This window comes from Variovorax sp. KBS0712, assembly GCF_006323185.2.
GTDB lineage: Bacteria > Pseudomonadota > Gammaproteobacteria > Burkholderiales > Burkholderiaceae_C > Variovorax > Variovorax boronicumulans.
Genome location: NZ_VCCD02000002.1, coordinates 276634 through 298218, shown reverse-complemented (window position 1 = coordinate 298218; position 21585 = coordinate 276634). Strand labels below are relative to the sequence as shown.

Genomic DNA, 21585 nt, shown 5'->3' with positions numbered 1-21585 from the left:
CGTGAACGAGTTAGCCCCACCGCATCGAATGCACCAGGGCGCAGCTCAGAGCCATTACCCTCGTCGATCCTGTTCATCAGAAATCGGCTCCATGAGCTTCAGCATCTACTACGACGCAAGACGAGACAGTCCCCTGACCCGCGAGGAAGCGCAGCGCCTGGACGCGATCGTGGCTGCCTTCGACAAAGTCGACGAAGCCGACCGCCATGCGCATTCAGGTAAGGGCCTCAACTGGGAGACCTTCACGCTCTACGAGGCGTCCGGACTCACCGGGGGAAAGGTACTGGAAGGCGCCACGAAACTCCCCGACAACAAGGCGTTCGCCATGCACAAGGGGGCCAGCCACTGGGTGGCCTGCCTCAACCGGATTCGCCGCGAAGTGCTGCCGGATGCCAGGTGGAGCGTGAGCATCGATGACAGGATGCTGCTCTGGAACGACAAGAGCGGCTGGCACGACGAGGCATCGGACGGGCTGGCGACGCTCTGGCTGGGCTGCCTGTTGAGCGCGCCGTTCCGACGGTTCACGAAGTGAGCGGGTAACCGTCGGGCGTGGCCCTGCCAGACCGCGTCAGAACGTCCCCGGCAACAGGATGTCCGACTTCACGTCATCGATCTGCGTGCGACCGCAGAAGGCCATCGTGATGTCCAGTTCCTTGTGGATGATCTGCAGCGCGCGCGTCACGCCTTCCTGGCCGTAGGCGCCCAGGCCGTACAGGAAGCTGCGCCCGATCAACGTGCCGCGTGCGCCCAGCGCGCGGGCCTTGAGCACGTCCTGGCCGCTGCGCACGCCGCCGTCCATCCACACTTCGATCTGGCTGCCCACGGCATCGGCGATGGCCGGCAGCGCGGCGATGGAGGAGGGCGCGCCGTCGAGCTGGCGCCCGCCGTGGTTCGAGACGATGAGCGCGTCGGCGCCGCTGGCCACGGCCAGGCGCGCGTCTTCCTCGTCCATGATGCCCTTGAGGATCAGCTTGCCGCCCCAGCGCTTCTTGATCCATTCGACGTCCGCCCAGCTCAGGGCCGGGTCGAACTGTTCGGCGGTCCACGACGACAGCGACGACAGGTCTTTCACGCCCTTGGCGTGGCCGGCGATGTTGCCGAAGGTGCGGCGCCTGGTGCCCAGCATGCCCATGCACCAGCGCGGCTTGGTCGCCAGGTTGATGAGGTTCTTGATGGTGGGCTTGGGCGGCGTCGACAGGCCGTTCTTGATGTCCTTGTGGCGCTGGCCGAGGATCTGCAGGTCGAGCGTGAGCTGCAGCGCCGACACGTTGGCGGCCTTGGCGCGGTCGATCAGGCGTTCGATGAAGTCGCGGTCCTTCATCACGTACAGCTGGAACCAGAAGGGGTGGCGGTCTGTGTTCTCGGCGATGTCTTCCAGTGAGCAGATGCTCATGGTCGAGAGCGTGAACGGAATGCCGAAGGCCTTGGCGGCGCGTGCGCCCAGAATTTCGCCGTCGGCGTGCTGCATGCCGGTCAGGCCCGTGGGCGCGATGGCCACGGGCATGGCGACCTCCTGGCCGATCATGGTGGTGCGGGTGGAGCGGCCTTCCATGTTCACGGCCACGCGCTGGCGCAGCTTGATCTTCTGGAAGTCGCTCTCGTTGGCGCGGTAGGTGCCCTCGGTCCAGGCGCCGGAGTCGGCGTAGTCGTAGAACATCTTCGGCACGCGCCGCTGGGCGATCGCCCGCAGGTCTTCGATGCAGGTGATCTTGGAAAGGTCGGGCACGGGGGAGTCTCCTGGCTGGTGTTATGGGGGTCGCGGCGCGCTGCGGCCCATGCGGGCCACGGCAGCGCCGGGGGTCGAGTCTGCAGGGGAAACGCGCCGGCGACCTGAAAAAAGCCCACCCCCCGGCTGAAAATTATTCAGCCCGGCTCGCGCAGCGCCTGGCGCAGCCATTCGACGAAGGTGGCGCATTCCCAGCGCTCCATGGTGCCGGGGCGCCAGCACAGGAAGTAGGCGTTGGGCGAGGGCGCGCTGTGCGGCGACAGGCGCACCAGCCGGCCGTTGTCCAGCCAGGCGCGGCCCAGCCGCAGGTGCATGAGCACCACGCCGAAGTCTTCGGCGGCCGCATCGAGCGCGAGCCCCAGGTCGTTGAACTGGTGGCCCACGGCCGGCTCGGGCAGGCCGATGCCGCAGGCCTTGAACCAGATGCGCCACGACTCCAGCGGCGTGCGCAGCAGTTGCACGCGCGCCACCTCGGCGTCGGTCGAGAAGTGCTGCTCGAAGGGCCCGTGGCGTTCCAGGTAAGCGGGGCTGCACACCGGCGAGACGTCGTCGGCCAGCAGCTGGCAGAACTCGCGGTCGTGGAAGGGGCCGGTGCCGAAGCGCAGCTCGATGTCGGCGTCTTCGGCCGTGAAGTTGCGCACCGGCATGGTCACCTGCAGCATCAGCTCGATGGTCGGGTAGGCGTCGCGGAACTCGGCCAGCCGGGGCAGCAGCATCTGGCGCGAGAAGGTGGGCGTGACCGCCACGCGCAGCCGCCGCACCTGCGACGCGGGCTCGCGCCCCGGCACCTGCTGCAGCGCCGCGATGGCCTCGCGCACGCGCGCCAGGTAGGCCACGCCGTCGGCGCTCAGGCCGAAGTCGTTGCCGGTGAAGAGCTTGAGCTCGAGCTGCGTCTCGAGCTGGCGGATGCGATGGCTCACGGCGCTGGGCGTCACGCTGAGCTCCTCGGCCGCCAGGTTCACGCTGCGCAGCCGCGCGACGGCCTCGAAGGCCTGCAGGCCCTGGGTCGAGGGGAGTCGCGTCGATGCCATGTGCTTTTTGGAAGGGAGTGAGCGATGCGATGTTATCGAAGGGCGACCAGCGCATCGAGCAGCCGCCGCAGGTCGTCGACCGCCTCGCGCGCCAGGGCCGCATCGCCCATCTGCGCCTTGACGATGGCGCCGTCAACGCCGAGCGCGGCCACCTGTGCAACGGCCATGCGCTGCGGGCCGTCGGGCAGCAGGCCGGCGATCACCTCGACCATCTCGCGCTTGTGCTCGCGCGCGATGTCGGCGGCGCCGGCCACGCTGGCCCCCACTTCCACCACCGAGTTGATGAAGGCACAGCCCCGAAACAGCGGGTCGGCGAACCACTCGGCCATCACGTCGGCCAGCACCGGCAGCGCCTGCCCCTGCGCGATGCGTTGCTGCGCGTCGCGCCGGCCCAGCGCATCGACGAACCAGGCCATCCACACGCCGTGCCGGTGGTCGAGAAAGGCGCGCACCAGGTCGTCCTTCGACGGGAAGTGCCGGTAGAAGGTGACCTTGGTGACGCCCGACGCCGCGATCACGCGGTCGATGCCGGTGGCGCGGATGCCGTCGGCATAGAAGAGCTCGTGCGCCGTGAGCAGGATGCGCTCGCGCGCGGGCAGTGCAGAGATGTCCATGCGGCGATTGTAGGCATGTAGACAGGTCTGTCTACTCATGGCACATTGCAGGCCTTCATCACTTCATTTCTTTGACTGAAAGACCGCCATGGAATCCCGCCCGCCGCTGCCGCCCTTCACCCTCGAATCCGCCCTCCAGAAAGTCCAGGCCGCCGAAGACGCCTGGAACTCGCGCGACCCCGCGCGCGTGAGCCTGGCCTACACGCCCGACACCGAATGGCGCAACCGCGCGGACTTCGTCAATGGCCGCGCGCAGGTGGTGGCGTTCCTGTCGCGCAAGTGGGAGCGCGAGCACGACTACCGGCTGAAGAAGCAGCTGTGGGCCTTCATGGACAACCGCATCGCGGTGCGCTTCGAGTACGAATGGCACGACGCCGCGGGCCAGTGGTTCCGCAGCCATGGCAACGAGAACTGGGAGTTTGCGCAGAACGGTCTGATGCAAAAGCGCTACGCGAGCATCAACGACCAGCCCATTGCGGAATCGGAGCGCAAGTTCCGCTGGGAGCGCTGAGGCGCAGGGGGCGACAACGGGCATGCCTGTTGCTTGCCCTGTCGCATCCCTTCATACCCAGGAGCCAAGCCGCATGAACCGCAACGACGTCACCGAGAAGATCATCACCGTGAAGGTGTCCAAGGGCATCCAGTGGGCCGACGTGGCCAAAAAGGTCGGCCTGTCGAAAGAGTGGACCACCGCGGCTTGCCTCGGCCAGATGACGCTCGACGACAAGCAGGCCAAGGTCATCGGCAAGATCTTCGGCCTCACGCCCGAGGAGCAGAAGTGGCTCCAGGTCGTGCCCTACAAGGGCTCGCTGCCCACGCCCGTGCCGACCGACCCGCTGATCTACCGCTGGTACGAGGTGGTGAGCGTGTACGGCACCACCATCAAGGAGCTGATCCATGAAGAGTTCGGCGACGGCATCATGAGTGCCATCGACTTCAGCATGGACATCCAGCGCCAGCCCGACCCGAAGGGCGACCGCGTCAACGTGGTGCTGTCGGGCAAGTTCCTGCCGTACAAGAGCTACTGACGTTCGGCTTTCAGCACACCGGCGCCGCCGGCTTCGGCCGCGGCGTCGGGGCCGGGCGCCAGCCGGGGCCCGCCATGCCGTAGCGCGCGCCCTCGATGGCACCGGCAATGGCGCGCGCCACGCCGTCGACCGGTGTGGTCAGCCGCCGTCGCGTGCGCATGCGCTCGAAGGCGTAGCTGTCGGCGATGCGCTCGGCCAGCGGGTCGGTGGCCTCGGCCACGTCGGGGCTCACCAGCGAGACGTGCACGCGCCCCGCGTGTTCCCGCCGCAGCCCTTCGGAAATCGCCTGCACCGCGTACTGCGTGCCGTGGTAGACGGCCGAGTCGGGCGTGGCGCCGCCCATGGCCACCGGCGCGACGTTGACGATGTGGCCCCAGCCCTGCTCCTGCATCGCGGGCAGCACGGCCGCCACGCCCAGCAGCATGCCGCGCAGGTTGACGTCGATCATCAGCTCCCATTCCTCGATCTTGCGCTGCCACAGCGGCGACAGCGGCATCACGCCGGCGGCGTTCACCAGCACGTCGATGCGGTCGTGCGTGTCGAGGGCGAACTCGGCAAAGGCCTCCATGTCGGGCCGATGCGTCACGTCCAGCCGCCGGAAGCTCGCCGAGCCGCCGGTGGCATTGATCTCGGCCGCGAGCGCCGCGAGCCGTTCGGTGCGGCGCGCGCCGAGCACCACATGGGCGCCGCGCCGCGCGAGCCGCCGCGCCGTCGCCTCGCCGATACCGCTGCTGGCGCCGGTGACGAGAACCACTGTGTCCTGGATTGCACTCATACAAAACTCCTCATGCGGGTCGATGCGCCACGGCGCGAAGGGTGCGCCGGGCATGCAGAGGAGTCTCGGGGCGAAGGGGCAGGAGGCGGTATCCGGATCGAACGAGGTTTTTGCCTGATCCTGCGAAATGCAGAAACAGGCGAGCCGTGCGCGAGGCCGCGTCAGATGCGCCGGCCCAGCCGGTTCCCCAACGCCAGCAACCCCCATCCCGCCAGCCCGAAGGTCAGCGCGATGCCTGCCGCATAGACGGCCACGCCGCCGTAGCCGCCGACGTTGGCAGGGTTGAGGAAGGGGTAGGGGTACCAGCCCGTGCGGCTGCCGCGCACCAGCGTGTAGACCAGGTAGGCCATCGGGAAGACCAGCGTCCACAGCAGCTGCCGGCCGCCGAGGCGCCTGCGCGGCGGCTGCAGCAGCCAGTCGAGCAGCACGACGCACGGCATGACGTGGTGCAGCAGCGTGTTGATCCACGGCCGCAGCGCGCCGAGGTCGACGTCGCGCAGCAGCAGCGAGAAGACGATGCCGACCACCACCATGTTCACGGCCGAGATGGCGCGCAGCCCTTCGTCGGGCCCCGTGGACGCCGGCTGCCAGAGGCGGCGCGCGCCCAGCACCAGCACGATGGCCGCGAACAGGTTCGAGAGGTTGGTGAAGAAGCTGAAGAAGTTGACGACGTTGAAGCCCATGCGCACATGGATCGTCAGCTGCCAGCCGATCGCCACGAGAGTCAGCAGGCCGAAGAAGAGGCGCAGGGCGGGCCAGATCACGCGATGCTGCCCTCGGCTCAGGGCTTGCAGCTGCCGCCCATGGACACCGAGCCGTCCTTGCACTCGGTGAGCATCGGTTCGCCGCGCGGTGCGGGGGCTGATGGGGATGCAGGGGCCGGCGAGGCCGCGCCGCCTTTGCGCTGGTAGACGATCTTCTTGGTGCCCAGGTCGCAGCTGCCCACCACCTGGCCGCTCGCCGTGGCGGCGGCATCGACGGTGACGACGCTGAAGTTCGTCACGCCCGATGCGGCGATCTTGGCCTCGATCTCGGCGCGCAGCGTGTCGCAGTTGCTCTGGGCGTGGGCGCCGCCGGCGGCCACGAGCAGGGTCGAGGCGGCAGCAGCAGTCACAAGCAGACGGAGTTTCATGAGGGGCCTGCCTTTCTTTTCTCTTGCAGTGGAATGGGGGCGGGGGAGTCGACGTCTAGTTTCGCGCTGCGCGGCGGCAGACGCAAAGACAAACGCAAAAACAAACGGCCTGCCGCGCGAGCGACAGGCCGTTGGTGTGAGGGCTTCCGGGTCAGTGCAGACCCGGAAAACGCAGGCGCAGCGGGATCAGGCCGCCGGTGCCAGCGCCGCGTTCAGCGTGGGGCTCGGGCGCATCACGGCTTCGAACTTCTTCGGGTCGGCCAGGTAGTAGCCACCGATGTCCACGGCCTTGCCCTGCACGGCCGCGAGTTCGTCGACGATCTTCTTCTCGTTGGCGGTGAGCGTCTCGGCCAGCTTCTTGAACTTGGCCTGCAGGTCCTTGTCGTCGGTCTGCGCGGCCAGCTCTTGCGCCCAGTACATGGCCAGGTAGAACTGGCTGCCGCGGTTGTCGAGCTGGCCGGTCTTGGGCGACGGGTTCTTGTTGTTGTCCAGCAGCTGGCCGGTGGCGGCGTCGAGCGTCTTGGCCAGGATCTTGGCCTGCGCGTTGCCGGTCTTCAGGCCCAGGTCTTCCAGGCTCACGGCCAGCGCGAGGAACTCGCCCAGCGAATCCCAGCGCAGGTGGTTTTCTTCCACCAGCTGCTGCACGTGCTTGGGGGCCGAGCCGCCCGCGCCGGTCTCGTACATGCCGCCGCCGGCCATGAGCGGCACGATCGACAGCATCTTGGCCGAGGTGCCCAGTTCCATGATGGGGAACAGGTCGGTCAGGTAGTCGCGCAGGATGTTGCCGGTGGCGCTGATGGTGTCCAGGCCGCGCACGACGCGCTCCAGCGTGTAGCGCATGGCGCGCACCTGGCTCATGATCTGGATGTCCAGGCCCGTGGTGTCGTGCTCGTGCAGGTACATCTTGACCTTGGTGATCAGCTGCGCCTCGTGCGGGCGGTAGGCGTCAAGCCAGAACACGACCGGCATGCCGGAGTTGCGCGCGCGGTTCACGGCCAGCTTCACCCAGTCGCGGATCGCGGCGTCCTTGACCTGGCACATGCGCCAGATGTCGCCCTTCTCCACGTCTTCGCTCATCAGCACTTCGCCGGTGTCCAGGTCGGTGATGTTGGCCACGCCGTCTTCGGGGATCTCGAAGGTCTTGTCGTGCGAGCCGTACTCTTCGGCCTTCTGGGCCATGAGGCCGACGTTGGGCACGGTGCCCATGGTCTTGGGGTCGAAGGCGCCGTGCCACTTGCAGAAGTTGATGATCTCCTGGTAGATGCGGGCGAAGGTCGATTCGGGCATCACGGCCTTCACGTCCTTCAGGCGGCCGTCGGCGCCCCACATCTTGCCGCCGTTGCGGATCATGGCGGGCATCGAGGCGTCCACGATCACGTCGTTGGGCGAGTGGAAGTTGGTGATGCCCTTGGCCGAGTCGACCATGGCCAGCTCGGGGCGGCCTTCGTGGCAGGCGTGCAGGTCGCGCTTGATCTCGTCCTGCGTGCTCTGGGGCAGCGTGGCGATCTTGTTGTACAGGTCGACCATGCCGTTGTTGACGTTGATGCCCAGCTCGTCGAACAGCTTGCCGTGTTTCTCGAAGGCTTCCTTGTAGAAGATCTTCACGCAGTGGCCGAACACGATGGGGTGCGAGACCTTCATCATCGTGGCCTTCACGTGCAGCGAGAACATCACGCCGGTCTTGTGCGCGTCTTCGATTTCCTTTTCATAGAAGGCCAGCAGGGCCTTCTTGCTCATGAACATGGAGTCGATGATTTCGCGGTCGAGCAGGGCGACCTTGGGCTTGAGCACGATGGTCTTGCCGCTCTTGGTGAGCAGTTCCATCTTGACGTTGCGCGCGCGGTCCAGCGTCATGGACTTTTCGCCGTGATAGAAGTCGCCGCCGTGCATGTGCGAGACGTGCGAGCGCGAGGCCTGGCTCCACTCGGCCATGCTGTGCGGGTTCTTGCGGGCGTATTCCTTCACGGCGCGGGGCGCGCGGCGGTCGGAGTTGCCTTCGCGCAGCACGGGGTTCACGGCGCTGCCGGTGCACTTGTTGTAGCGCGTGCGGATGTCCTTGTCCTCGTCCGAGGTCGGGTTCTCCGGGTAGTCGGGGATCTTGTAGCCCTTGCCCTGCAGTTCCTTGATGGCCGACTTGAGCTGCGACACCGAGGCGCTGATGTTGGGCAGCTTGATGATGTTGGCTTCGGGCTTGAGCGTGAGCTTGCCCAGCTCGGCCAGGTTGTCGGGCACCTTCTGGTCGTCGCTCAGGAACTCGGGGAACTCGCCCAGGATGCGGGCGGCCACCGAGATGTCGCTCGTCGTCACGTTGATGCCGGCCGGAGCCGTGAAGGCGCGCACGATGGGCAGGAAGGCGTAGGTCGCCAGCAGGGGCGCCTCGTCGGTGAGGGTGTAGACGATGGTGGGTTGCTTCGTGCTCATGCGCTTGCTTCCGTAGGTTCTGGGTTGTCGAGAGGGCTGAAATTTCATTGGGCGAAATGGACTTTCGCCGGAGCCCCCCATTGTCGCCCGGTCGGGCCGCGTCGCGGCCGGAGAAACCCCGATGACCCCTCTGCCAGGGCTTCCCGCGATGGCTACCATTGCGCCCCATGAAAAAGCTGCCTCTTGCCGGGATCGTCGGTCTTCTCGCGTCGCTGCCGGCCGGCCCCGTGCTCGCCGCGCCTGCCGCCCAGGTCTTCGTGGCCGTCAAGACGCCCGAGGCCATCGACGCCATGTGGCGCGCCCACCTGTGCGCCTTGCTGCCGCAGCCCTGCGATGCGCAGGCGCTGAAGCTGCACCGCCCGCGCGACGGCGGCGCGCCCGACGACTACCTGCTCACCTCGGAAAAGCCCCTGGCCATGGCGCGCCTGAAGCGCGACGCCGGCACCGGTGGCTGGCAGCTCGCGCAGCTGCACGATTTTTCGACCTACGTGGCCTCGCAGCAGCGCGACCGCCCCAGCACCGACCCCGAGCTGCACCTGGCCCTCGCGCCGGTGCTCTACCCGCTGGCCGAAGGCCGCTGGGCCGTGGCCGTGACCCAGCGCGAATCGGAAAGCTATTCGGGCGGCGGCGCGTCCTATGTGACGGCCGACTTCGTGCCGCTGGACACACCGCCCGGGCAGCGCGCCAAGGCTGCGCGCGAGGGCATCCCGTACTGGTGTTCGCGGTCGATCCGCGCCTGCTTCAGCGAGAAGGAATACAAGACCTCGAAGCACTGCCACGACGAAAGCCGCGGCAGCCTGCGCATCGCCTACGACGCGCCGGCGAAGGCCGGCGGTCCCTATGTGTGGCGCTACACCTGGCTGCAGAGCGAGCGGCCGGCGCACACGGGGCCGGCCGGCAACAAGCGCACCAGCGTCGACTTCACGGACGACAGCGCCCGGAAACCGACCGCCTGCGACGGCGGGCTGCAGTAGGCAGGCAGCAGACTGCGGCTCAGTGCCGCGGCACCGTCACCGCGCCCACGTGCAGCGTGCGTCCCGCGCCCAGCCCCGCCATGACCAGCACCACGCCCAGGCCGACGAACAGCCACGCCGAGGCGCGGAAGCTGCCGGTCCAGCCGTGCAGCAGCCCGGCCAGCAGCGGGCCGAAGGCCGCCACCATGTAGCCCACGCCCTGCGCCATGCCCGACAGGTGCGCGGCGATGTGCGAATCGGGCGAGCGCAGCACGATCATCGTGAGCGCCAGCGCGAAGGTGCCACCCTGCGAGATGCCCAGCACCACGGCCCAGGTCCACATGCCGCCGGGGGCATCCAGCGGCGCGAACAGCATGGCCAGCATGGCCGCCACCGTCATCGCCGACAGCACCACCGCCAGCGCGCGCTGGTTGCGCAGCTTCACGGCCAGCGCCGGCACCACGAGGCAGGTCACGACCTGCGTCATGACCGACAGCGACACCACGTAGCCGGCCATTTCGCCGCTGAGCCCGCGCTCGCGCAGGATCGGCGCCAGCCAGCCCATCACGATGTACGCCAGGGCCGACTGCAGCCCCATGAAGAAGGTCACCTGCCAGGCCAGCCGGTCGCGCCACAGGCCGCGCACGGTGAAGCCCGACTCGCTGGCCACCGGCTTGAGCGGCAGCGCCTGCGGCGCCCAGATGAACGTGACCAGCGCGGCCGGCACGGCCCACATGGCGAGTGCCAGCGTCCAGCCGCCGCCCAGTGCGTGCTCCAGCGGCACCGTGAGGCCCGCGGCGCTGGCGGCGCCGCCGCACACGGCCATGGTGTACAGGCCCATCATCAGCGCGGCCTGCTTGGCGAAGTCGCGCTTCACCAGGCCCGAGAGCAGCACGTTCGACACCGCGATGCCGCTGCCCGCGATGGCCGAGGCCAGGAACAGCAGCGGGATGTTGCCGGTGCCGCGCAGCACCGTGCCCACGCCGATCAGCACCATGCAGCCCAGCAGCGTGCGCTCGGTGCCGAAGCGGCGCCCGAGCCAGGGCGCCATCGGCGCGAACACGCCCAGGCAGACGATCGGCAGCGTGGTCAGCAGGCTGGCGGCGGTGGCCGACAGGCCGGTGGCGCGGATGATTTCCGGCAGCACCACCGACAGGCTGGCGAACACCGGGCGCAGGTTGAAGGCGATGAGCACCACCGTCAGGCCCAGCAGCAGCCGGCGGCCCCGGCTGGGGGTGGGCGTGGGGCGCGGCGCGGGCAGGCTGTCGACTTCGGCGTCGATCAGCAGTTCTTCGGCGCCCGATGGCGCCGCCTGGGTGCGCGCAGCAACACCCGTGGGCAAGGTCATGGAGTTCATGCGGTGCCCAGTGCGAGCGCGTTGAGCGTCGGCGCCATCAGCTCGCGCACGGCGGCGGCGGCGCGCTCGGGGTCGCGGCTCGCAATGCCTTCGACGATGGCGCGGTGCGCCGCCTCGTCGGGCTCGGGCAGGCTGGCGCTCAGCGTGCTGGCGATGGTTTCCTTGATGTAGCCGGTGATGAAGCGGCAGGTCTCGACCAGCGCCAGGTTGCCCGACACATCGACGATGGCCAGGTGAAAGGCCAGGTCGCGCTCGATGAAGGCCGCGCCGCCGTCGGCCAGGTCGGGCTGGCCGCGCTTGTCGAGCAGGGCGTTCAGCCGGCGCAGGTCTTTCGCGGTGTGGCGCACGGCGGCGAGCCGGGCGGCCTCGACCTCGAGCGCGCGGCGCACCTCGAACTGGTCGCGCAGGCTGGCCAAGCGCAGCTTCTGCAGGCTGGCCGAGGGGTCGAAGCCCGAGCGCACGTACGTGCCCGAACCCTGCCGCACTTCGAGCAGGCCGCGCGAGACCAGCGTCTTCACCGCCTCGCGCACCGTGCCGCGGCTCACGCCCAGCAGCTGCGCCAGCTGGGGCTCGATCGGAATGCGCGAGCCGATGGGCCAGCGGCCCGCCGCGATCTCGGTGCGGATGCTGTTCGCGGCGGCGTCGGCCAGGGAGGTGCGGGGCGGTTGGACGAGCATGGGATCAGGGCGGCTTATTCATTGAATGATTGGATGAATTTAACCACTGTTAAAAAGACGCGGTCGGCGGGAGGGGCATGAGGCGGCGCGGAAGGGGGCCCTGCCGCCCGCTTTACCAGCTGCCCGAGGCGCCGCCGCCGCTGCTCGAACCGCCGCTGTCCGAGGAGGACGAAGACGACGACGAGGAAGAGGACGACGAACTGCTGCTCCAGCCGCTGTCCCCATCGTCGTCGCTGCTGCCCGATTCCCAGACGCCGGGCGGCAGGAAGCCGATCAGCATCGAGAAGAACGCCGCCAGCCCAATGGGAATCCACGAGGTGTCCGGCACCGGGCCGGGCGAGGTGATGTGAAACACGTAGCCGCAGATGCCCGCCACGATGACCAGCCGGACGAGGAAGCTGATCACGCTGCGCTGGAAGGTGTTGACCATGCAGCGCACGATGATCACCGCGAACAGCGTCACGCCGCCGATGCACAGCGCCCACAAAAAGCCCCACCAGAAGCGGTCGGCGCCGACCGTCCACGCAATGGCGACCAGCGACGCGATCACGAGCACGAAGCCGCCCATGAAGATGGCTGCCGTGCGCGACATGCCGCAGAGAAAGCCCAGGCCGTAGCCGAAGATCGCCGGCATCGCCAGCACCAGCGCGATGGCCGGGTTCAGCAGCGCCGCGCCGGCCGCCAGCGGGCCGGCCCCGAGCAGGCCGAGCACCAGGCGCAGGTCGCGCGGGGCAGGGCGCGCACGCGCCGGTGCGGGCTCGATCGCCGCCAGGGCGTCGGCCCAGGGTTCGGGGCGCGTGCTGCCCTTGCGCTTGCCCTTGCCCTTGCGTTTTTTCTCTTCGGCGCGCCGCGAGGCCGAGCTGCCGCGCCGCGGGTCGCGCGGGACGCCGCGGCCGTGCCAGATGCCCAGGCCCAGGCCCCACAGCACCACGCCCATCAGGCCCCAGCCCTCGGGCGTGACGCGGCCGCCGCGCGTCAGGCTGGTGACCTTCTCGTCGTCGGGCGCGGGGGCGCGGTCCACGACGATCTGCTGCGACTCGGGTGCGACGACGCCCACCTCGCCGTCGAGCAGCCGCGCGAGCGCGCCCACGGCCGCCTGCACGCCGCCGGCGAAGTCGCCCTCGCGAAAGCGCGGCGCCATTTCGCGGTCGATGATGCGGGCCGCCTGGATGTCGGTCACCGTGCCTTCGAGGCCGGTGCCGACCTCGATGCGCATGCGCCGGTCTTTCTGCGCCACGAGCAGCAGGATGCCGTCGTCGGCGTCGCTGCGGCCCAGCCGCCACTTCGCGAAGACGCGCGTGGCGTAGGCCTCGATGCTGTCCTCGCCCGTGGTCGGCACGATGAGCACCGCGAGCTGGGCCTGGGTGCGGCCCTGGATGTCGGCGATCTGCGCGCGCAGCGCCTCGGCCTCGCCGGCCGGCAGCGCCTGCGCGAGGTCGACCACGCGCGAGCTCATCGGCGGCACCGGCACGGGCTTGGCCTGCGCGGCGCGCTGGCCGGCGAGGCCCAGCACGAGCAGCAAGGCGAGGCACAGCGACAGCCAGCGGGGCAGCGACAACGGCGCGTTCATCGGCGTGCGCCCTTCGCCGCCACCACGCCCGCACCACGCACTTCAACCCGGCGCTGGTCGACCACCTTGCCGCTGGCGTCCACCAGCTCGATCAGGTGCCGCCCCGGCCACGGCAGCCACTGCGCGCTGTTGCCGCGCGCGTGGAACTTGCCGTCGATGCGCCACTGCACGCCGCGCCCTTCGGCTTCGAAGCGCACGCGCTGGCGCTGCGGCGGAATGTCGGGGTCGAGCGCCAGGATCGTGCCGTCGGCCGGCGCCGTGATGCGCGCCGAGGCGGCGTCGCTCGCCATGCCGGTGTCGAGTGCGAACAGCGGCTGCTCGGTGCCCTGCAAAAACCATTCGCTGCGCGCCGCTTCGAGCGGGCTGCCGTCGGCGCCCGGGCCGAAGCTCACGCGCGCCTCGACCAGCCCGGCGGGCGGCGCGGGCGCGCGGCTGGGTTCGCGCGCGTGCAGGAAGCGCATCACCTCGGCCCACACGGGCGCGGCGCCGCTGGTGCCGCTCACGTCCCACATCGAGGCGCCGCTGGCGTTGCCGACCCACACGCCGACCGTGTAGCGCTGCGACCAGCCCATGGCCCAGTTGTCGCGCATGTCCTTGCTGGTGCCGGTCTTCACGGCGGTCCAGAAGCGGGTCGAGAGGATGCTGTCCAGGCCGAAGGTGCGCGTGCGCGCGTTCGGGTCGGAGAGGATGTCGCTGACGATGAAGGCAGCGCGCGGGTCGAGCAGCGGCGCGGCTTCTGCGGGCTTGTGCTTGCCGGCCGGGGCGGGTGGGCGCGGCGTGAGCGTGGTCGCCCCGAAGCGCCCGCCGTTGGCCATCATGCGGTAGGCATTGGCCAGCGACAGCAGCGACACCTCGGCGCTGCCCAGCGCCAGGCTGTAGCCGTAATAGTCGCCGCTCTCGCGCAGCGGCAGGCCGGCGGCGCGCAGCTCGCGCGCGAAGGCCTCGGGCGACACCATCACCAGCGTGCGCACGGCCGGCACGTTGAGCGAGGCGGCCAGCGCGGTGCGCGCCGACACCGGGCCCTTGAAGCGGCGGTCGTAGTTCTGCGGAATGTAGAGGCCGCTCGCGGTGCTGATCTGCGCCGACGAGTCCTCGATCAGCGAGGCCGCCGTGATGCGCTTCTCGGCCAGGGCCTGCGCGTACAGCAGCGGCTTGAGCGTGGAGCCGGGCTGGCGCAGCGCGGTCACGCCGTCGACCTCGGCGGCCTGGCTCAGCGGGCCCGAGGAGCCGACCCAGGCCAGCACCTCGCCGCTCGCGTTGTCGAGCACCACGAGCGCGCCGTCTTCCACGTGGCGGTCGCGCAGTTCGCGCAGGTGGCGTTGCAGGCTGTCGAGCGCGTAGCGCTGCAGCGGCGCGCGCAGCGTGGTGCGCACGCTGGTGGGCGCGGTGGCTTTTGCATCCCCGGCATCACGCAGCTCGCGCAGCACCCGCCGCGCGGCATGCTGCGCGATGCCTTCGTTGGGCTCGAACGCACGCCGCTGCACCACCGCGCTGGTGAACATGTCGAGTGCCTCGCAGTCGGTCCTGGCGCCGGGCTCCATCACGCGCAGCACCTCGCAGGCGCGCTGCGCCACCAGCGCGGGGCGGGCGTTGGGCGCGCGCACCAGCGCGGCGGCCACGGCGGCTTCGCGCGCGTCGAGCCCGCTCGGGGCCTTGCTGAAGAGCGTGCGCGAGAGCGCGTCGATGCCGACGATCTCGCCGCGGAAGGGCACCGTGTTCAGGTAGGCCTCGAGGATCTGGTCCTTGCGCCAGCGGCGCTCCAGCTGCGTGGCGGCCACGGTCTGGCCGATCTTCTGCGTGAAGCTGCGCCCGCCCGCCGCGCGGCGCAGGTCGTCGTCGAGCAGGCCCGCCAGCTGCATGGTGATGGTCGAGGCGCCGCGCGTGCGCGTGTTCCACAGGTTGCCCCAGGCGGCGGCCGAGGCGGCGCGCCAGTCGACGCCGCTGTGTTCGTAGAAGCGCTTGTCCTCGCTCAGCACCATGGCCGCGCGCAGCGCGGGCGACACGTCGGCCAGCGCGGTCCACTGGCCGCGCCGTACCGTGGGGTCGGTGCGCACGCGCTGCAGCAGCTCTCCCTGGCGGTCGAGCACGGCGGTCTCGGAGGAACGGAAGTCGCGCTTGACCTCCTCGAAGCTGGCCAGCGCCCAGGCGGAGGGTGCGGCGGCTGCCGTCAGCAGGACCACGGCCAGGGTGTGCCGGGCGGTGGAAGAAAACGAGAACGCAAGAGGCATCGCAGCAGACGGGGCCGCGGGGCGGCAGGCAAAGCGGAGACGGCCCATTCTCCGCCATGCCTTCCGGGGCTCGCCCACGGGCGCGTCAGGTGCCGACGTACGCCGCGAGATGCTGGCCGGTGAGCGTGGCGCGCTTGGCGACCAGATCGGCCGGCGTGCCCTCGAAGACCACGCGCCCGCCGTCGTGACCGGCGCCGGGGCCCAGGTCGATGATCCAGTCGGCGTGCGCCATCACCGCCTGGTGGTGCTCGATGACGATGACCGACTTGCCCGCATCCACCAGCCGGTCGAGCAGGGCCAGCAGCTGCGCCACGTCGGCCAGGTGCAGGCCGGTGGTCGGCTCGTCGAGCACGTACACGCCGCCCTTCTCGGCCATGTGCGTGGCCAGCTTGAGCCGCTGGCGCTCGCCGCCCGACAGCGTGGTGAGCGGCTGGCCCAGGCTCAGGTAGCCCAGGCCCACGTCGGCCAGCCGTTGCAGGATGGCGTGCGCGGCCGGCGTGCGCGCCGGGCCCTCGCCGAAGAAGGCCGTGGCCTCGGTCACCGGCATCGCGAGCACCTCGCTGATGTCGCGCCCGCCGAAATGATGTTCGAGCACCGAGGCGTGGAAGCGCTTGCCCTCGCACTCCTCGCAGATCGTGGCCACGCCGGCCATCATCGCCAGGTCGGTGTAGATCACGCCCGCGCCGTTGCAGGTGGGGCAGGCGCCCTCGGAGTTGGCGCTGAACAGCGCCGGCTTCACGCCGTTGGCCTTGGCGAAGGCGTTGCGGATCGGGTCGAGCAGGCCGGTGTAGGTGGCGGGGTTGCTGCGGCGAGAGCCGCGGATCGCGCCCTGGTCGACCGCCACCACGCCCGCGCCGGCGGGAATCGATCCGTGCACCAGCGAACTCTTGCCCGAGCCCGCCACGCCGGTCACGACCACCAGCACGCCCAGCGGAATGTCGACATCGACGTTGCGCAGGTTGTGCGCCTTGGCGCCGCGGATCGGCAGCGCGCCGGTGGGCTGGCGCAGCTTCTTCTTGAGCGCGGCCCGGTCGTCCAGGTGCCGGCCCGTGAGCGTGCCGCTGGTGCGCAGCGCTGCCACGCTGCCTTCGAAGCAGACCGTGCCGCCCGCCGAGCCCGCGCCGGGGCCGAGGTCGACGACGTGGTCGGCGATGGCGATGGCCTCGGGCTTGTGTTCCACCACCAGCACCGTGTTGCCCTTGTCGCGCAGCCGCAGCAGCAGCTCGTTCATGCGCTGGATGTCGTGCGGGTGCAGGCCGATGGTCGGTTCGTCGAAGACGTAGGTCACGTCGGTGAGCGAGGAGCCCAGGTGGCGGATCATCTTCACGCGCTGCGCCTCGCCGCCCGAGAGCGTGCCCGAGGGGCGGTCCAGGCTCAGATACCCGAGGCCGATTTCGACGAACGAATCGAGCGTGTGCGCCAGCTTGGCCAGCAGCGGCGCCACCGAGGGCTCGTTCAGGCCGCCGACCCACGCGGCGAGGTCGCTGATCTGCATCGCGCAGGCCTCGGCGATGTTGAGCTTCTTGATGCGCGACGAACGCGCCGCCTCGCTCAGCCGCGTGCCTTCGCACTCGGGGCAGGTGGTGAAGGTCACGGCCCGTTCCACGAAGGCGCGGATGTGCGGCTGCATCGCCTCGACGTCCTTGGCCAGGAACGACTTCTGCACCTGCGGAATGAGGCCCTGGTAGGTGAGGTTGATGCCGTCGATCTTGATCTTGGTCGGCTCCTTGTGGAGCAGGGCGTCGAGTTCTTTTTTCGTGAACTTGCGGATCGGCTTGTCGGGGTCGAAGAAGCCGCAGCCGTTGAAGATGCGCCCGTACCAGCCTTCCATGCTGAAGCCCGGGATGGTGAGCGCGCCTTCGTTGAGCGACTTGCTGTCGTCGTAGAACGCGCTCAGGTCGAAGTCGGTGACCGCGCCCCGGCCTTCGCAGCGCGGGCACATGCCGCCGGTGCGGCTGAAGGTCTGCTTCACGGTCTTGCTGGCGCCGCGCTCCACCGTGATGGCGCCGGTGGCCTTCACCGAAGGCACGTTGAACGCGAAGGCGCTGGGCGAGCCGATGTGCGGCTTGCCCAGGCGGCTGAAGAGAATGCGCAGCATCGCGTTGGCGTCGGTCGCGGTGCCGACGGTGGAGCGCGGATCGCCGCCCATGCGCTCCTGGTCCACGATGATCGCGGTCGTCAGGCCGTCGAGCACGTCGACCTCGGGCCGCGCCAGCGTCGGCATGAAACCCTGCACGAAGGCGCTGTAGGTTTCGTTGATGAGCCGCTGCGACTCGGCCGCGATGGTGCCGAACACCAGCGAGCTCTTGCCCGAGCCCGAGACGCCCGTGAACACCGTGAGCCGGCGCTTGGGCAGCTCGACGCTGATGTCCTTCAGGTTGTTCACGCGCGCGCCCTGCACGCGGATGAGGTCGTGGTGGTCGGCGGCGTGCCCGCCGTTCGCGTCCTTCGTGCGCGTTGCTTCCTTCTTCGGGGCCTTGCTGCTCATCGGGTCTTTCTCTGGAAGGGACACGGGGCCGCCACGGCGGCGGCGCCCGTGCAGGAGGTCAGGGGGCTGCGGCGCCGGCGGGCCGGCTCAGCGCGTCTGCTGGATGCGGATCAGGTTGCCCGCCGGGTCACGCACCGCGCAGTCGCGCACGCCGTAGGGCTGGTCGGTGGGCTCCTGCACGATCTCGGTGCTGCGGGCCTGCAGGCGCTCGAAGGTGCCTTCGAGGTCGGGCGTGGCCAGCAGCAGCGAGGCGAAGGTGCCCTTGGCCATCATCTCGGCGATGGTGCGGCGCTCGTCGTCGGTGAGCCCGGGCGTGGCGGCCGGCGGGTACAGCACGATGGAGGTGGCGGGCTGGCCGGCCGGGCTGACCGTGATCCAGTGCATGCCGCCGTAGGCGACGTCGTTGCGCACCTCGAAGCCGAGGGTGTCGCGGTAGAAGGCCAGCGAGGCCTGCGCGTCGGTGTGCGGGAGAAAGCTCGAGTGGATGCTGAGGTTCATGGTGACGAGGGTCCGAAGTGTGTACGGGCCGTCATGCTAGGTGCGACTCGGGGTTTCGCGCTTCTCGATTCCTGATCGGGCGCGTCACTTGTTTGGCGATGCACGCCGGCATGCCCGCCGTCGCCTGCGCCGCCTCGCGCCGGTAGACGCCGGGCGACACGCCCACCAACTCGGTGAAGCGCGTGGTGAAGGTGCCCAGCGAGGCGCAGCCGACCTCGAAGCAGACCTCGGTCACGCTCAGGTCGCCGCGGCGCAGCAGCGCCATCGCGCGCTCGATGCGCCGCGTCATCAGGTAGGCGTAGGGCGACTCGCCATAGGCGAGCCGGAACTGGCGGCTGAGGTGCCCGGCCGACATGTTCGCGTCGCGCGCGAGCGCTTCCACGTCCAGCGGCTGCGCGTGCTCGCGGTCGATGCGGTCGCGCACGCGGCGCAGCCGTGCGAGGTCGGGCAGGGAGGGCTGGGGCTGCGTGGCGGTCATCGGCGGGATCGTGCCACGTCGCTACGGCGTGCTCAAGCGCAGGCAAAGGTTCCACATCCGGTAACGAACTTCACACAAGCGCCTGCATCTGGAAACCCGACGCGCACGCAGCGGGGCTTCAATACGGTACGGGCTCGCAGCAGGCGCGCCCGACCGTACAGCCCCACCCAAGGAGAACTCCGCATGACGAAAACACTCGCGCTTCTGCTGGCCGCCTCGGCCATCCTGGCTGGTTGCGTGGTCGCACCCTACGACCGGGGCCCGCCCCCGCGCGGCCACGGCTACGACCGCGACCGTGACGGCGTGCCCAACCGCTACGACCGCGACCGCGACAACGACGGCGTGCCCAATCGCTACGACCGCCGGCCGAACAATCCCTACCGCTACTGACACCGGGGCCGAAGGCCCCCAAAGAAAAAGACCGCGAGGCGCGCAGCCCCGCGGTCTTTTTTCTTTCTTGTGCGTGTGTGGATGTGCTCAGGCAGCGCGGCGCGCCATCAGCGCCCACAGGCCGGCCGCGCTCAGCAGCGAGCCGCCCGCCAGGTGGAAGCGCCGCTGCGCGCGCGGCGAGGCGAGCAGCCGGCCGGCCGAACTCGCGAACACCGCGTAGAGCGTGGCATTGAGCGTGGCCAGCGCCACGAAGGTCAGCGCCAGCACCCACATCTGATGCGACACGTCGGCGCCCGGGCGGATGAACTGCGGCAGGAAGGCCACGAAGAACACGATGCCCTTGGGGTTCAGCGCCGTCACCAGGTAGGTGTTGGCGAACAGGCGCCAGCGCGAGGCCGGTGCGGCCGGCGCGGCGGTCTCGGTGGACGAGATGCCGGCGCGCAGCAGCTTGATGCCCAGGTACAGCAGGTACAGGCCGCCGACCCACTTCACCACCGTGAACCAGAAGGCCGAGGTGGCCAGCAACGCGCCCAGGCCCAGCAGCGACACCACCAGCGCGGTCGAATCGCCCAGCGCCACGGCGGCCACCAGCGGCACGTTGGCGCGTCGGCCGTGCGACATCGAATAGCTGATCACCGTGAGGATGGTCGGCCCCGGAATGATCAAGAGCAGCGCGGACGCGGCGACGAAGGCGAGCCAGAGTTCGATGGGCATGGGGATGGATGCTCCTGGTGGTGTGGGAAGGGCGGTGCGCCGTTCAGCGCGGGAACGAAGTCTTTTTCATGCGTCCGAGGTCGAAACAGGTGCGCCGAAGCGCAGCGCAGACCGCGCCTTGGCGCGCTCGGCCTCGATGGCACGGTCGCGCGGCTCGGCCGTGGTGACCAGCGAGTCGATCAGCCGCGCGGCCGTGGCGGCCACCTCGTCCACGGCGCGCTCGAAGGCCTGCTCGTTGGCGCGCGAGGGCACGCTGAAGCCGCTGAGCTTGCGCACGAACTGCAGGGCGGCGGCGCGGATCTCCTGCTCGGTGGCAGGGGGCTCGAAGTTGTAGAGGGTCTTGATGCTGCGGCACATGGCGAATGCTCCGGTCAGGCGCGGCGCAGGGGCCGCGCGGCCAGTCTAGCGAAACAGCGCCTGGTTGCGCAGCACCCGCCGGGCAAAGGCTACTTCAGGCTCAGGACACCCAGCCCCAGCCCGATCACCCCCAGCACGAAGCTCACGAGGCTGATCTGCAGCGGGATGCGGTAGGCGGGATCGGGGTGGTCCCAATGTGCGCGCAACACCTCCAGCGCGGTGGCCCGGCGGATTTCCATCGCGCAGCCGTGAAAGCCCTGCATGTTGATGCTGCTCTTGGGAATCTGCAGCGCGAGCCGGGTCTCGTAGTCGATCTCGATGCCGTCTTCGGGGAAGCCCGGGTCGCGGCCGATGCCCCGGATCATGCGGCAGCAGCGCTTGCCGGCGTTCGTCTTCAGCACCACCCAGGCGTTGCGCCCGCCCAGCGGCGCGAGCCGCTGGTTGTGCACGCGGATCAGCGAGAAAGCCTCGTAGTCCGCCGGGTTGGTGAACGAGCGTTGTTGCGTGACGTGGAGTCCTGTGACCATGATTTCCTCCCTCTGTGAATGAACGCCGGTGCGCCTGCCGGACAGCCCGTGCAGGCGTCGGTTTCGACGTTAGTTCAGAAGGCGGGAGGTGCCCATTGGCGTTGCCATGGAGAGAACGATTCAATCGTCAACAATGGTGAAGCAGACGGGCGATCCGGTCGCGGCGCGCGCCTGCCCGGGCTCAGTCGCCCTCGTAGAAGAACTCTTCGCGCACGATCTTGCCGTCCTTGACGGTGTACAGCGCCATCTCTTCCATCGTGAAGCGCTGGCCCGTGGGCTTCATGGTCACGTCGAAGCGAAAGCCCACGATGAAGCGGTCGTCGTGCGGCCAGGGGCCGGCCACCTGGAACGAGTGCACCTCGTGGTTGGCGACCCACCATTCGCCCTTGGCGCGGATGGCGGACAGGCCCACCGACTCGCGCGACATCCCGGGCGGCGCGCTGGCCTCGACGCTAACGGCCTCGGGCGCGTAGAGCGCCTGGGCTTCATCGAATGTCCCTGCTTTACACAGCGCCACGAGCTTGGCGGCGATTTCCTGGGTGTTCATGCGTTTCTCCAGTGAGTTGGGGGGATGACGGGAGGCGCAGTGTAGGCCCGCGCACCGTGCGTCGTCGACAGATG

The 21585-nt window shown here is 69.5% G+C and carries 23 protein-coding genes; 5 read left to right on the top strand and 18 right to left on the bottom strand.

Annotated features, from left to right (window positions below; all coding sequences use genetic code 11):
• Nucleotides 1–91: 91 nt before the first annotated feature.
• Nucleotides 92–532: a hypothetical protein gene (locus tag FFI97_RS18240; protein WP_070062185.1), complete on the top strand. Its 441-nt coding sequence runs from the start codon at nucleotides 92–94 to the stop codon at nucleotides 530–532.
• Between the two features lie 36 nt (nucleotides 533–568).
• On the opposite strand, the gene FFI97_RS18235 is transcribed toward FFI97_RS18240, so the two are convergent.
• The 3 genes from FFI97_RS18235 to FFI97_RS18225 all read right to left on the bottom strand — a co-directional run bounded on the left by FFI97_RS18235 (nucleotide 569) and on the right by FFI97_RS18225 (nucleotide 3371).
• Nucleotides 569–1726 carry an alpha-hydroxy acid oxidase gene (locus tag FFI97_RS18235; protein ID WP_139702379.1) on the bottom strand — a complete coding sequence of 386 codons (1158 nt, stop codon included), beginning with the start codon at nucleotides 1724–1726 and terminating at the stop codon, nucleotides 569–571.
• Between the two features lie 137 nt (nucleotides 1727–1863).
• Entirely contained in the window at nucleotides 1864–2757 is an 894-nt protein-coding gene (locus FFI97_RS18230; RefSeq protein ID WP_062478020.1) for a LysR substrate-binding domain-containing protein, read from the bottom strand.
• Between the two features lie 32 nt (nucleotides 2758–2789).
• Nucleotides 2790–3371 (bottom strand): TetR/AcrR family transcriptional regulator, encoded by a 582-nt coding sequence (locus FFI97_RS18225; RefSeq protein WP_139702380.1) that lies wholly within the window; start codon nucleotides 3369–3371, stop codon nucleotides 2790–2792.
• A gap of 88 nt (nucleotides 3372–3459) precedes the next feature.
• Between FFI97_RS18225 and FFI97_RS18220 the strand changes: the two genes are divergently transcribed.
• Entirely contained in the window at nucleotides 3460–3882 is a 423-nt protein-coding gene (locus FFI97_RS18220; RefSeq protein WP_139702381.1) for a DUF1348 family protein, read from the top strand.
• 73 nt (nucleotides 3883–3955) lie between these two features.
• Nucleotides 3956–4399, top strand: a complete 444-nt coding sequence (cynS, locus tag FFI97_RS18215) for a cyanase (RefSeq protein WP_095949618.1) — start codon at nucleotides 3956–3958, stop codon at nucleotides 4397–4399.
• Between the two features lie 10 nt (nucleotides 4400–4409).
• Here the strand turns inward: cynS and FFI97_RS18210 are convergent, their stop codons facing one another.
• From FFI97_RS18210 to FFI97_RS18195, 4 genes are all read right to left on the bottom strand, one after another.
• Nucleotides 4410–5174 carry an SDR family oxidoreductase gene (locus FFI97_RS18210; protein ID WP_139702382.1) on the bottom strand — a complete coding sequence of 255 codons (765 nt, stop codon included), beginning with the start codon at nucleotides 5172–5174 and terminating at the stop codon, nucleotides 4410–4412.
• A gap of 161 nt (nucleotides 5175–5335) precedes the next feature.
• A complete protein-coding gene (locus tag FFI97_RS18205) occupies nucleotides 5336–5938 on the bottom strand; it encodes a Pr6Pr family membrane protein (protein WP_139702383.1) in 603 nt (200 codons plus the stop codon).
• Between the two features lie 17 nt (nucleotides 5939–5955).
• Complete coding sequence (locus tag FFI97_RS18200) at nucleotides 5956–6306, bottom strand: DUF1161 domain-containing protein (protein WP_139702384.1); 351 nt, start codon at nucleotides 6304–6306, stop codon at nucleotides 5956–5958.
• Between the two features lie 186 nt (nucleotides 6307–6492).
• A complete protein-coding gene (locus tag FFI97_RS18195) occupies nucleotides 6493–8727 on the bottom strand; it encodes an NADP-dependent isocitrate dehydrogenase (RefSeq protein WP_139702385.1) in 2235 nt (744 codons plus the stop codon).
• Between the two features lie 167 nt (nucleotides 8728–8894).
• Between FFI97_RS18195 and FFI97_RS18190 the strand changes: the two genes are divergently transcribed.
• Complete coding sequence (locus FFI97_RS18190) at nucleotides 8895–9701, top strand: hypothetical protein (RefSeq protein ID WP_139702386.1); 807 nt, start codon at nucleotides 8895–8897, stop codon at nucleotides 9699–9701.
• Between the two features lie 19 nt (nucleotides 9702–9720).
• On the opposite strand, the gene FFI97_RS18185 is transcribed toward FFI97_RS18190, so the two are convergent.
• The 7 genes from FFI97_RS18185 to FFI97_RS18155 form a co-directional block, all read right to left on the bottom strand.
• A complete protein-coding gene (locus FFI97_RS18185; RefSeq protein ID WP_095746504.1) occupies nucleotides 9721–11037 on the bottom strand; it encodes a CynX/NimT family MFS transporter in 1317 nt (438 codons plus the stop codon).
• Nucleotides 11034–11714, bottom strand: a complete 681-nt coding sequence (locus tag FFI97_RS18180) for a FadR/GntR family transcriptional regulator (protein ID WP_095949614.1) — start codon at nucleotides 11712–11714, stop codon at nucleotides 11034–11036. The genes FFI97_RS18185 and FFI97_RS18180 overlap by 4 nt, the downstream gene beginning before the upstream one ends.
• A gap of 112 nt (nucleotides 11715–11826) precedes the next feature.
• Nucleotides 11827–13284, bottom strand: a complete 1458-nt coding sequence (locus FFI97_RS18175; RefSeq protein ID WP_139702465.1) for a TPM domain-containing protein — start codon at nucleotides 13282–13284, stop codon at nucleotides 11827–11829.
• Nucleotides 13281–15512, bottom strand: a complete 2232-nt coding sequence (gene pbpC, locus FFI97_RS18170) for a penicillin-binding protein 1C (RefSeq protein WP_139702387.1) — start codon at nucleotides 15510–15512, stop codon at nucleotides 13281–13283. The genes FFI97_RS18175 and pbpC overlap by 4 nt, the downstream gene beginning before the upstream one ends.
• Nucleotides 15513–15597: 85 nt before the next feature.
• Nucleotides 15598–18000 (bottom strand): ATP-binding cassette domain-containing protein, encoded by a 2403-nt coding sequence (locus FFI97_RS18165; protein WP_139702388.1) that lies wholly within the window; start codon nucleotides 17998–18000, stop codon nucleotides 15598–15600.
• 87 nt (nucleotides 18001–18087) lie between these two features.
• Nucleotides 18088–18498, bottom strand: coding sequence for a VOC family protein (locus tag FFI97_RS18160; RefSeq protein WP_139702389.1), 411 nt, complete (start codon nucleotides 18496–18498; stop codon nucleotides 18088–18090).
• 31 nt (nucleotides 18499–18529) lie between these two features.
• Nucleotides 18530–18976: a helix-turn-helix transcriptional regulator gene (locus FFI97_RS18155; RefSeq protein ID WP_070062200.1), complete on the bottom strand. Its 447-nt coding sequence runs from the start codon at nucleotides 18974–18976 to the stop codon at nucleotides 18530–18532.
• 183 nt (nucleotides 18977–19159) lie between these two features.
• Here FFI97_RS18155 and FFI97_RS18150 point away from each other — a divergent pair, with 183 nt between their 5' ends.
• Nucleotides 19160–19366, top strand: a complete 207-nt coding sequence (locus tag FFI97_RS18150) for a hypothetical protein (RefSeq protein ID WP_062474353.1) — start codon at nucleotides 19160–19162, stop codon at nucleotides 19364–19366.
• A gap of 87 nt (nucleotides 19367–19453) precedes the next feature.
• Here the strand turns inward: FFI97_RS18150 and FFI97_RS18145 are convergent, their stop codons facing one another.
• The 4 genes from FFI97_RS18145 to FFI97_RS18130 all read right to left on the bottom strand — a co-directional run bounded on the left by FFI97_RS18145 (nucleotide 19454) and on the right by FFI97_RS18130 (nucleotide 21511).
• A complete protein-coding gene (locus tag FFI97_RS18145; protein WP_139702390.1) occupies nucleotides 19454–20080 on the bottom strand; it encodes a LysE family translocator in 627 nt (208 codons plus the stop codon).
• A 66-nt stretch (nucleotides 20081–20146) separates the two neighbouring features.
• The gene (locus FFI97_RS18140; RefSeq protein WP_139702391.1) at nucleotides 20147–20437 is read right to left on the bottom strand and encodes a DUF2277 domain-containing protein; all 291 of its coding nucleotides are present in this window, start codon (nucleotides 20435–20437) and stop codon (nucleotides 20147–20149) included.
• 89 nt (nucleotides 20438–20526) lie between these two features.
• The gene (locus FFI97_RS18135) at nucleotides 20527–20964 is read right to left on the bottom strand and encodes a hypothetical protein (protein WP_062474348.1); all 438 of its coding nucleotides are present in this window, start codon (nucleotides 20962–20964) and stop codon (nucleotides 20527–20529) included.
• 181 nt (nucleotides 20965–21145) lie between these two features.
• A complete protein-coding gene (locus tag FFI97_RS18130) occupies nucleotides 21146–21511 on the bottom strand; it encodes a nuclear transport factor 2 family protein (RefSeq protein ID WP_095746497.1) in 366 nt (121 codons plus the stop codon).
• Nucleotides 21512–21585 lie beyond the last annotated feature (74 nt).

Coding starts and splice junctions, on each gene's coding strand:
- FFI97_RS18130 (WP_095746497.1), bottom strand. CDS start 21,511: ATGAACACCCAGGAAATCGCCGCCAAGCTCGTGGCGCTGTGTAAAGCA.
- FFI97_RS18160 (WP_139702389.1), bottom strand. CDS start 18,498: ATGAACCTCAGCATCCACTCGAGCTTTCTCCCGCACACCGACGCGCAG.
- FFI97_RS18145 (WP_139702390.1), bottom strand. CDS start 20,080: ATGCCCATCGAACTCTGGCTCGCCTTCGTCGCCGCGTCCGCGCTGCTC.
- FFI97_RS18220 (WP_139702381.1), top strand. CDS start 3,460: ATGGAATCCCGCCCGCCGCTGCCGCCCTTCACCCTCGAATCCGCCCTC.
- FFI97_RS18165 (WP_139702388.1), bottom strand. CDS start 18,000: ATGAGCAGCAAGGCCCCGAAGAAGGAAGCAACGCGCACGAAGGACGCG.
- FFI97_RS18210 (WP_139702382.1), bottom strand. CDS start 5,174: ATGAGTGCAATCCAGGACACAGTGGTTCTCGTCACCGGCGCCAGCAGC.
- FFI97_RS18185 (WP_095746504.1), bottom strand. CDS start 11,037: ATGAACTCCATGACCTTGCCCACGGGTGTTGCTGCGCGCACCCAGGCG.
- FFI97_RS18140 (WP_139702391.1), bottom strand. CDS start 20,437: ATGTGCCGCAGCATCAAGACCCTCTACAACTTCGAGCCCCCTGCCACC.
- FFI97_RS18240 (WP_070062185.1), top strand. CDS start 92: ATGAGCTTCAGCATCTACTACGACGCAAGACGAGACAGTCCCCTGACC.
- FFI97_RS18200 (WP_139702384.1), bottom strand. CDS start 6,306: ATGAAACTCCGTCTGCTTGTGACTGCTGCTGCCGCCTCGACCCTGCTC.
- FFI97_RS18195 (WP_139702385.1), bottom strand. CDS start 8,727: ATGAGCACGAAGCAACCCACCATCGTCTACACCCTCACCGACGAGGCG.
- FFI97_RS18180 (WP_095949614.1), bottom strand. CDS start 11,714: ATGCTCGTCCAACCGCCCCGCACCTCCCTGGCCGACGCCGCCGCGAAC.
- FFI97_RS18135 (WP_062474348.1), bottom strand. CDS start 20,964: ATGGTCACAGGACTCCACGTCACGCAACAACGCTCGTTCACCAACCCG.
- FFI97_RS18230 (WP_062478020.1), bottom strand. CDS start 2,757: ATGGCATCGACGCGACTCCCCTCGACCCAGGGCCTGCAGGCCTTCGAG.
- FFI97_RS18225 (WP_139702380.1), bottom strand. CDS start 3,371: ATGGACATCTCTGCACTGCCCGCGCGCGAGCGCATCCTGCTCACGGCG.
- FFI97_RS18155 (WP_070062200.1), bottom strand. CDS start 18,976: ATGACCGCCACGCAGCCCCAGCCCTCCCTGCCCGACCTCGCACGGCTG.
- FFI97_RS18150 (WP_062474353.1), top strand. CDS start 19,160: ATGACGAAAACACTCGCGCTTCTGCTGGCCGCCTCGGCCATCCTGGCT.
- FFI97_RS18190 (WP_139702386.1), top strand. CDS start 8,895: ATGAAAAAGCTGCCTCTTGCCGGGATCGTCGGTCTTCTCGCGTCGCTG.
- FFI97_RS18175 (WP_139702465.1), bottom strand. CDS start 13,284: ATGAACGCGCCGTTGTCGCTGCCCCGCTGGCTGTCGCTGTGCCTCGCC.
- cynS (WP_095949618.1), top strand. CDS start 3,956: ATGAACCGCAACGACGTCACCGAGAAGATCATCACCGTGAAGGTGTCC.
- pbpC (WP_139702387.1), bottom strand. CDS start 15,512: ATGCCTCTTGCGTTCTCGTTTTCTTCCACCGCCCGGCACACCCTGGCC.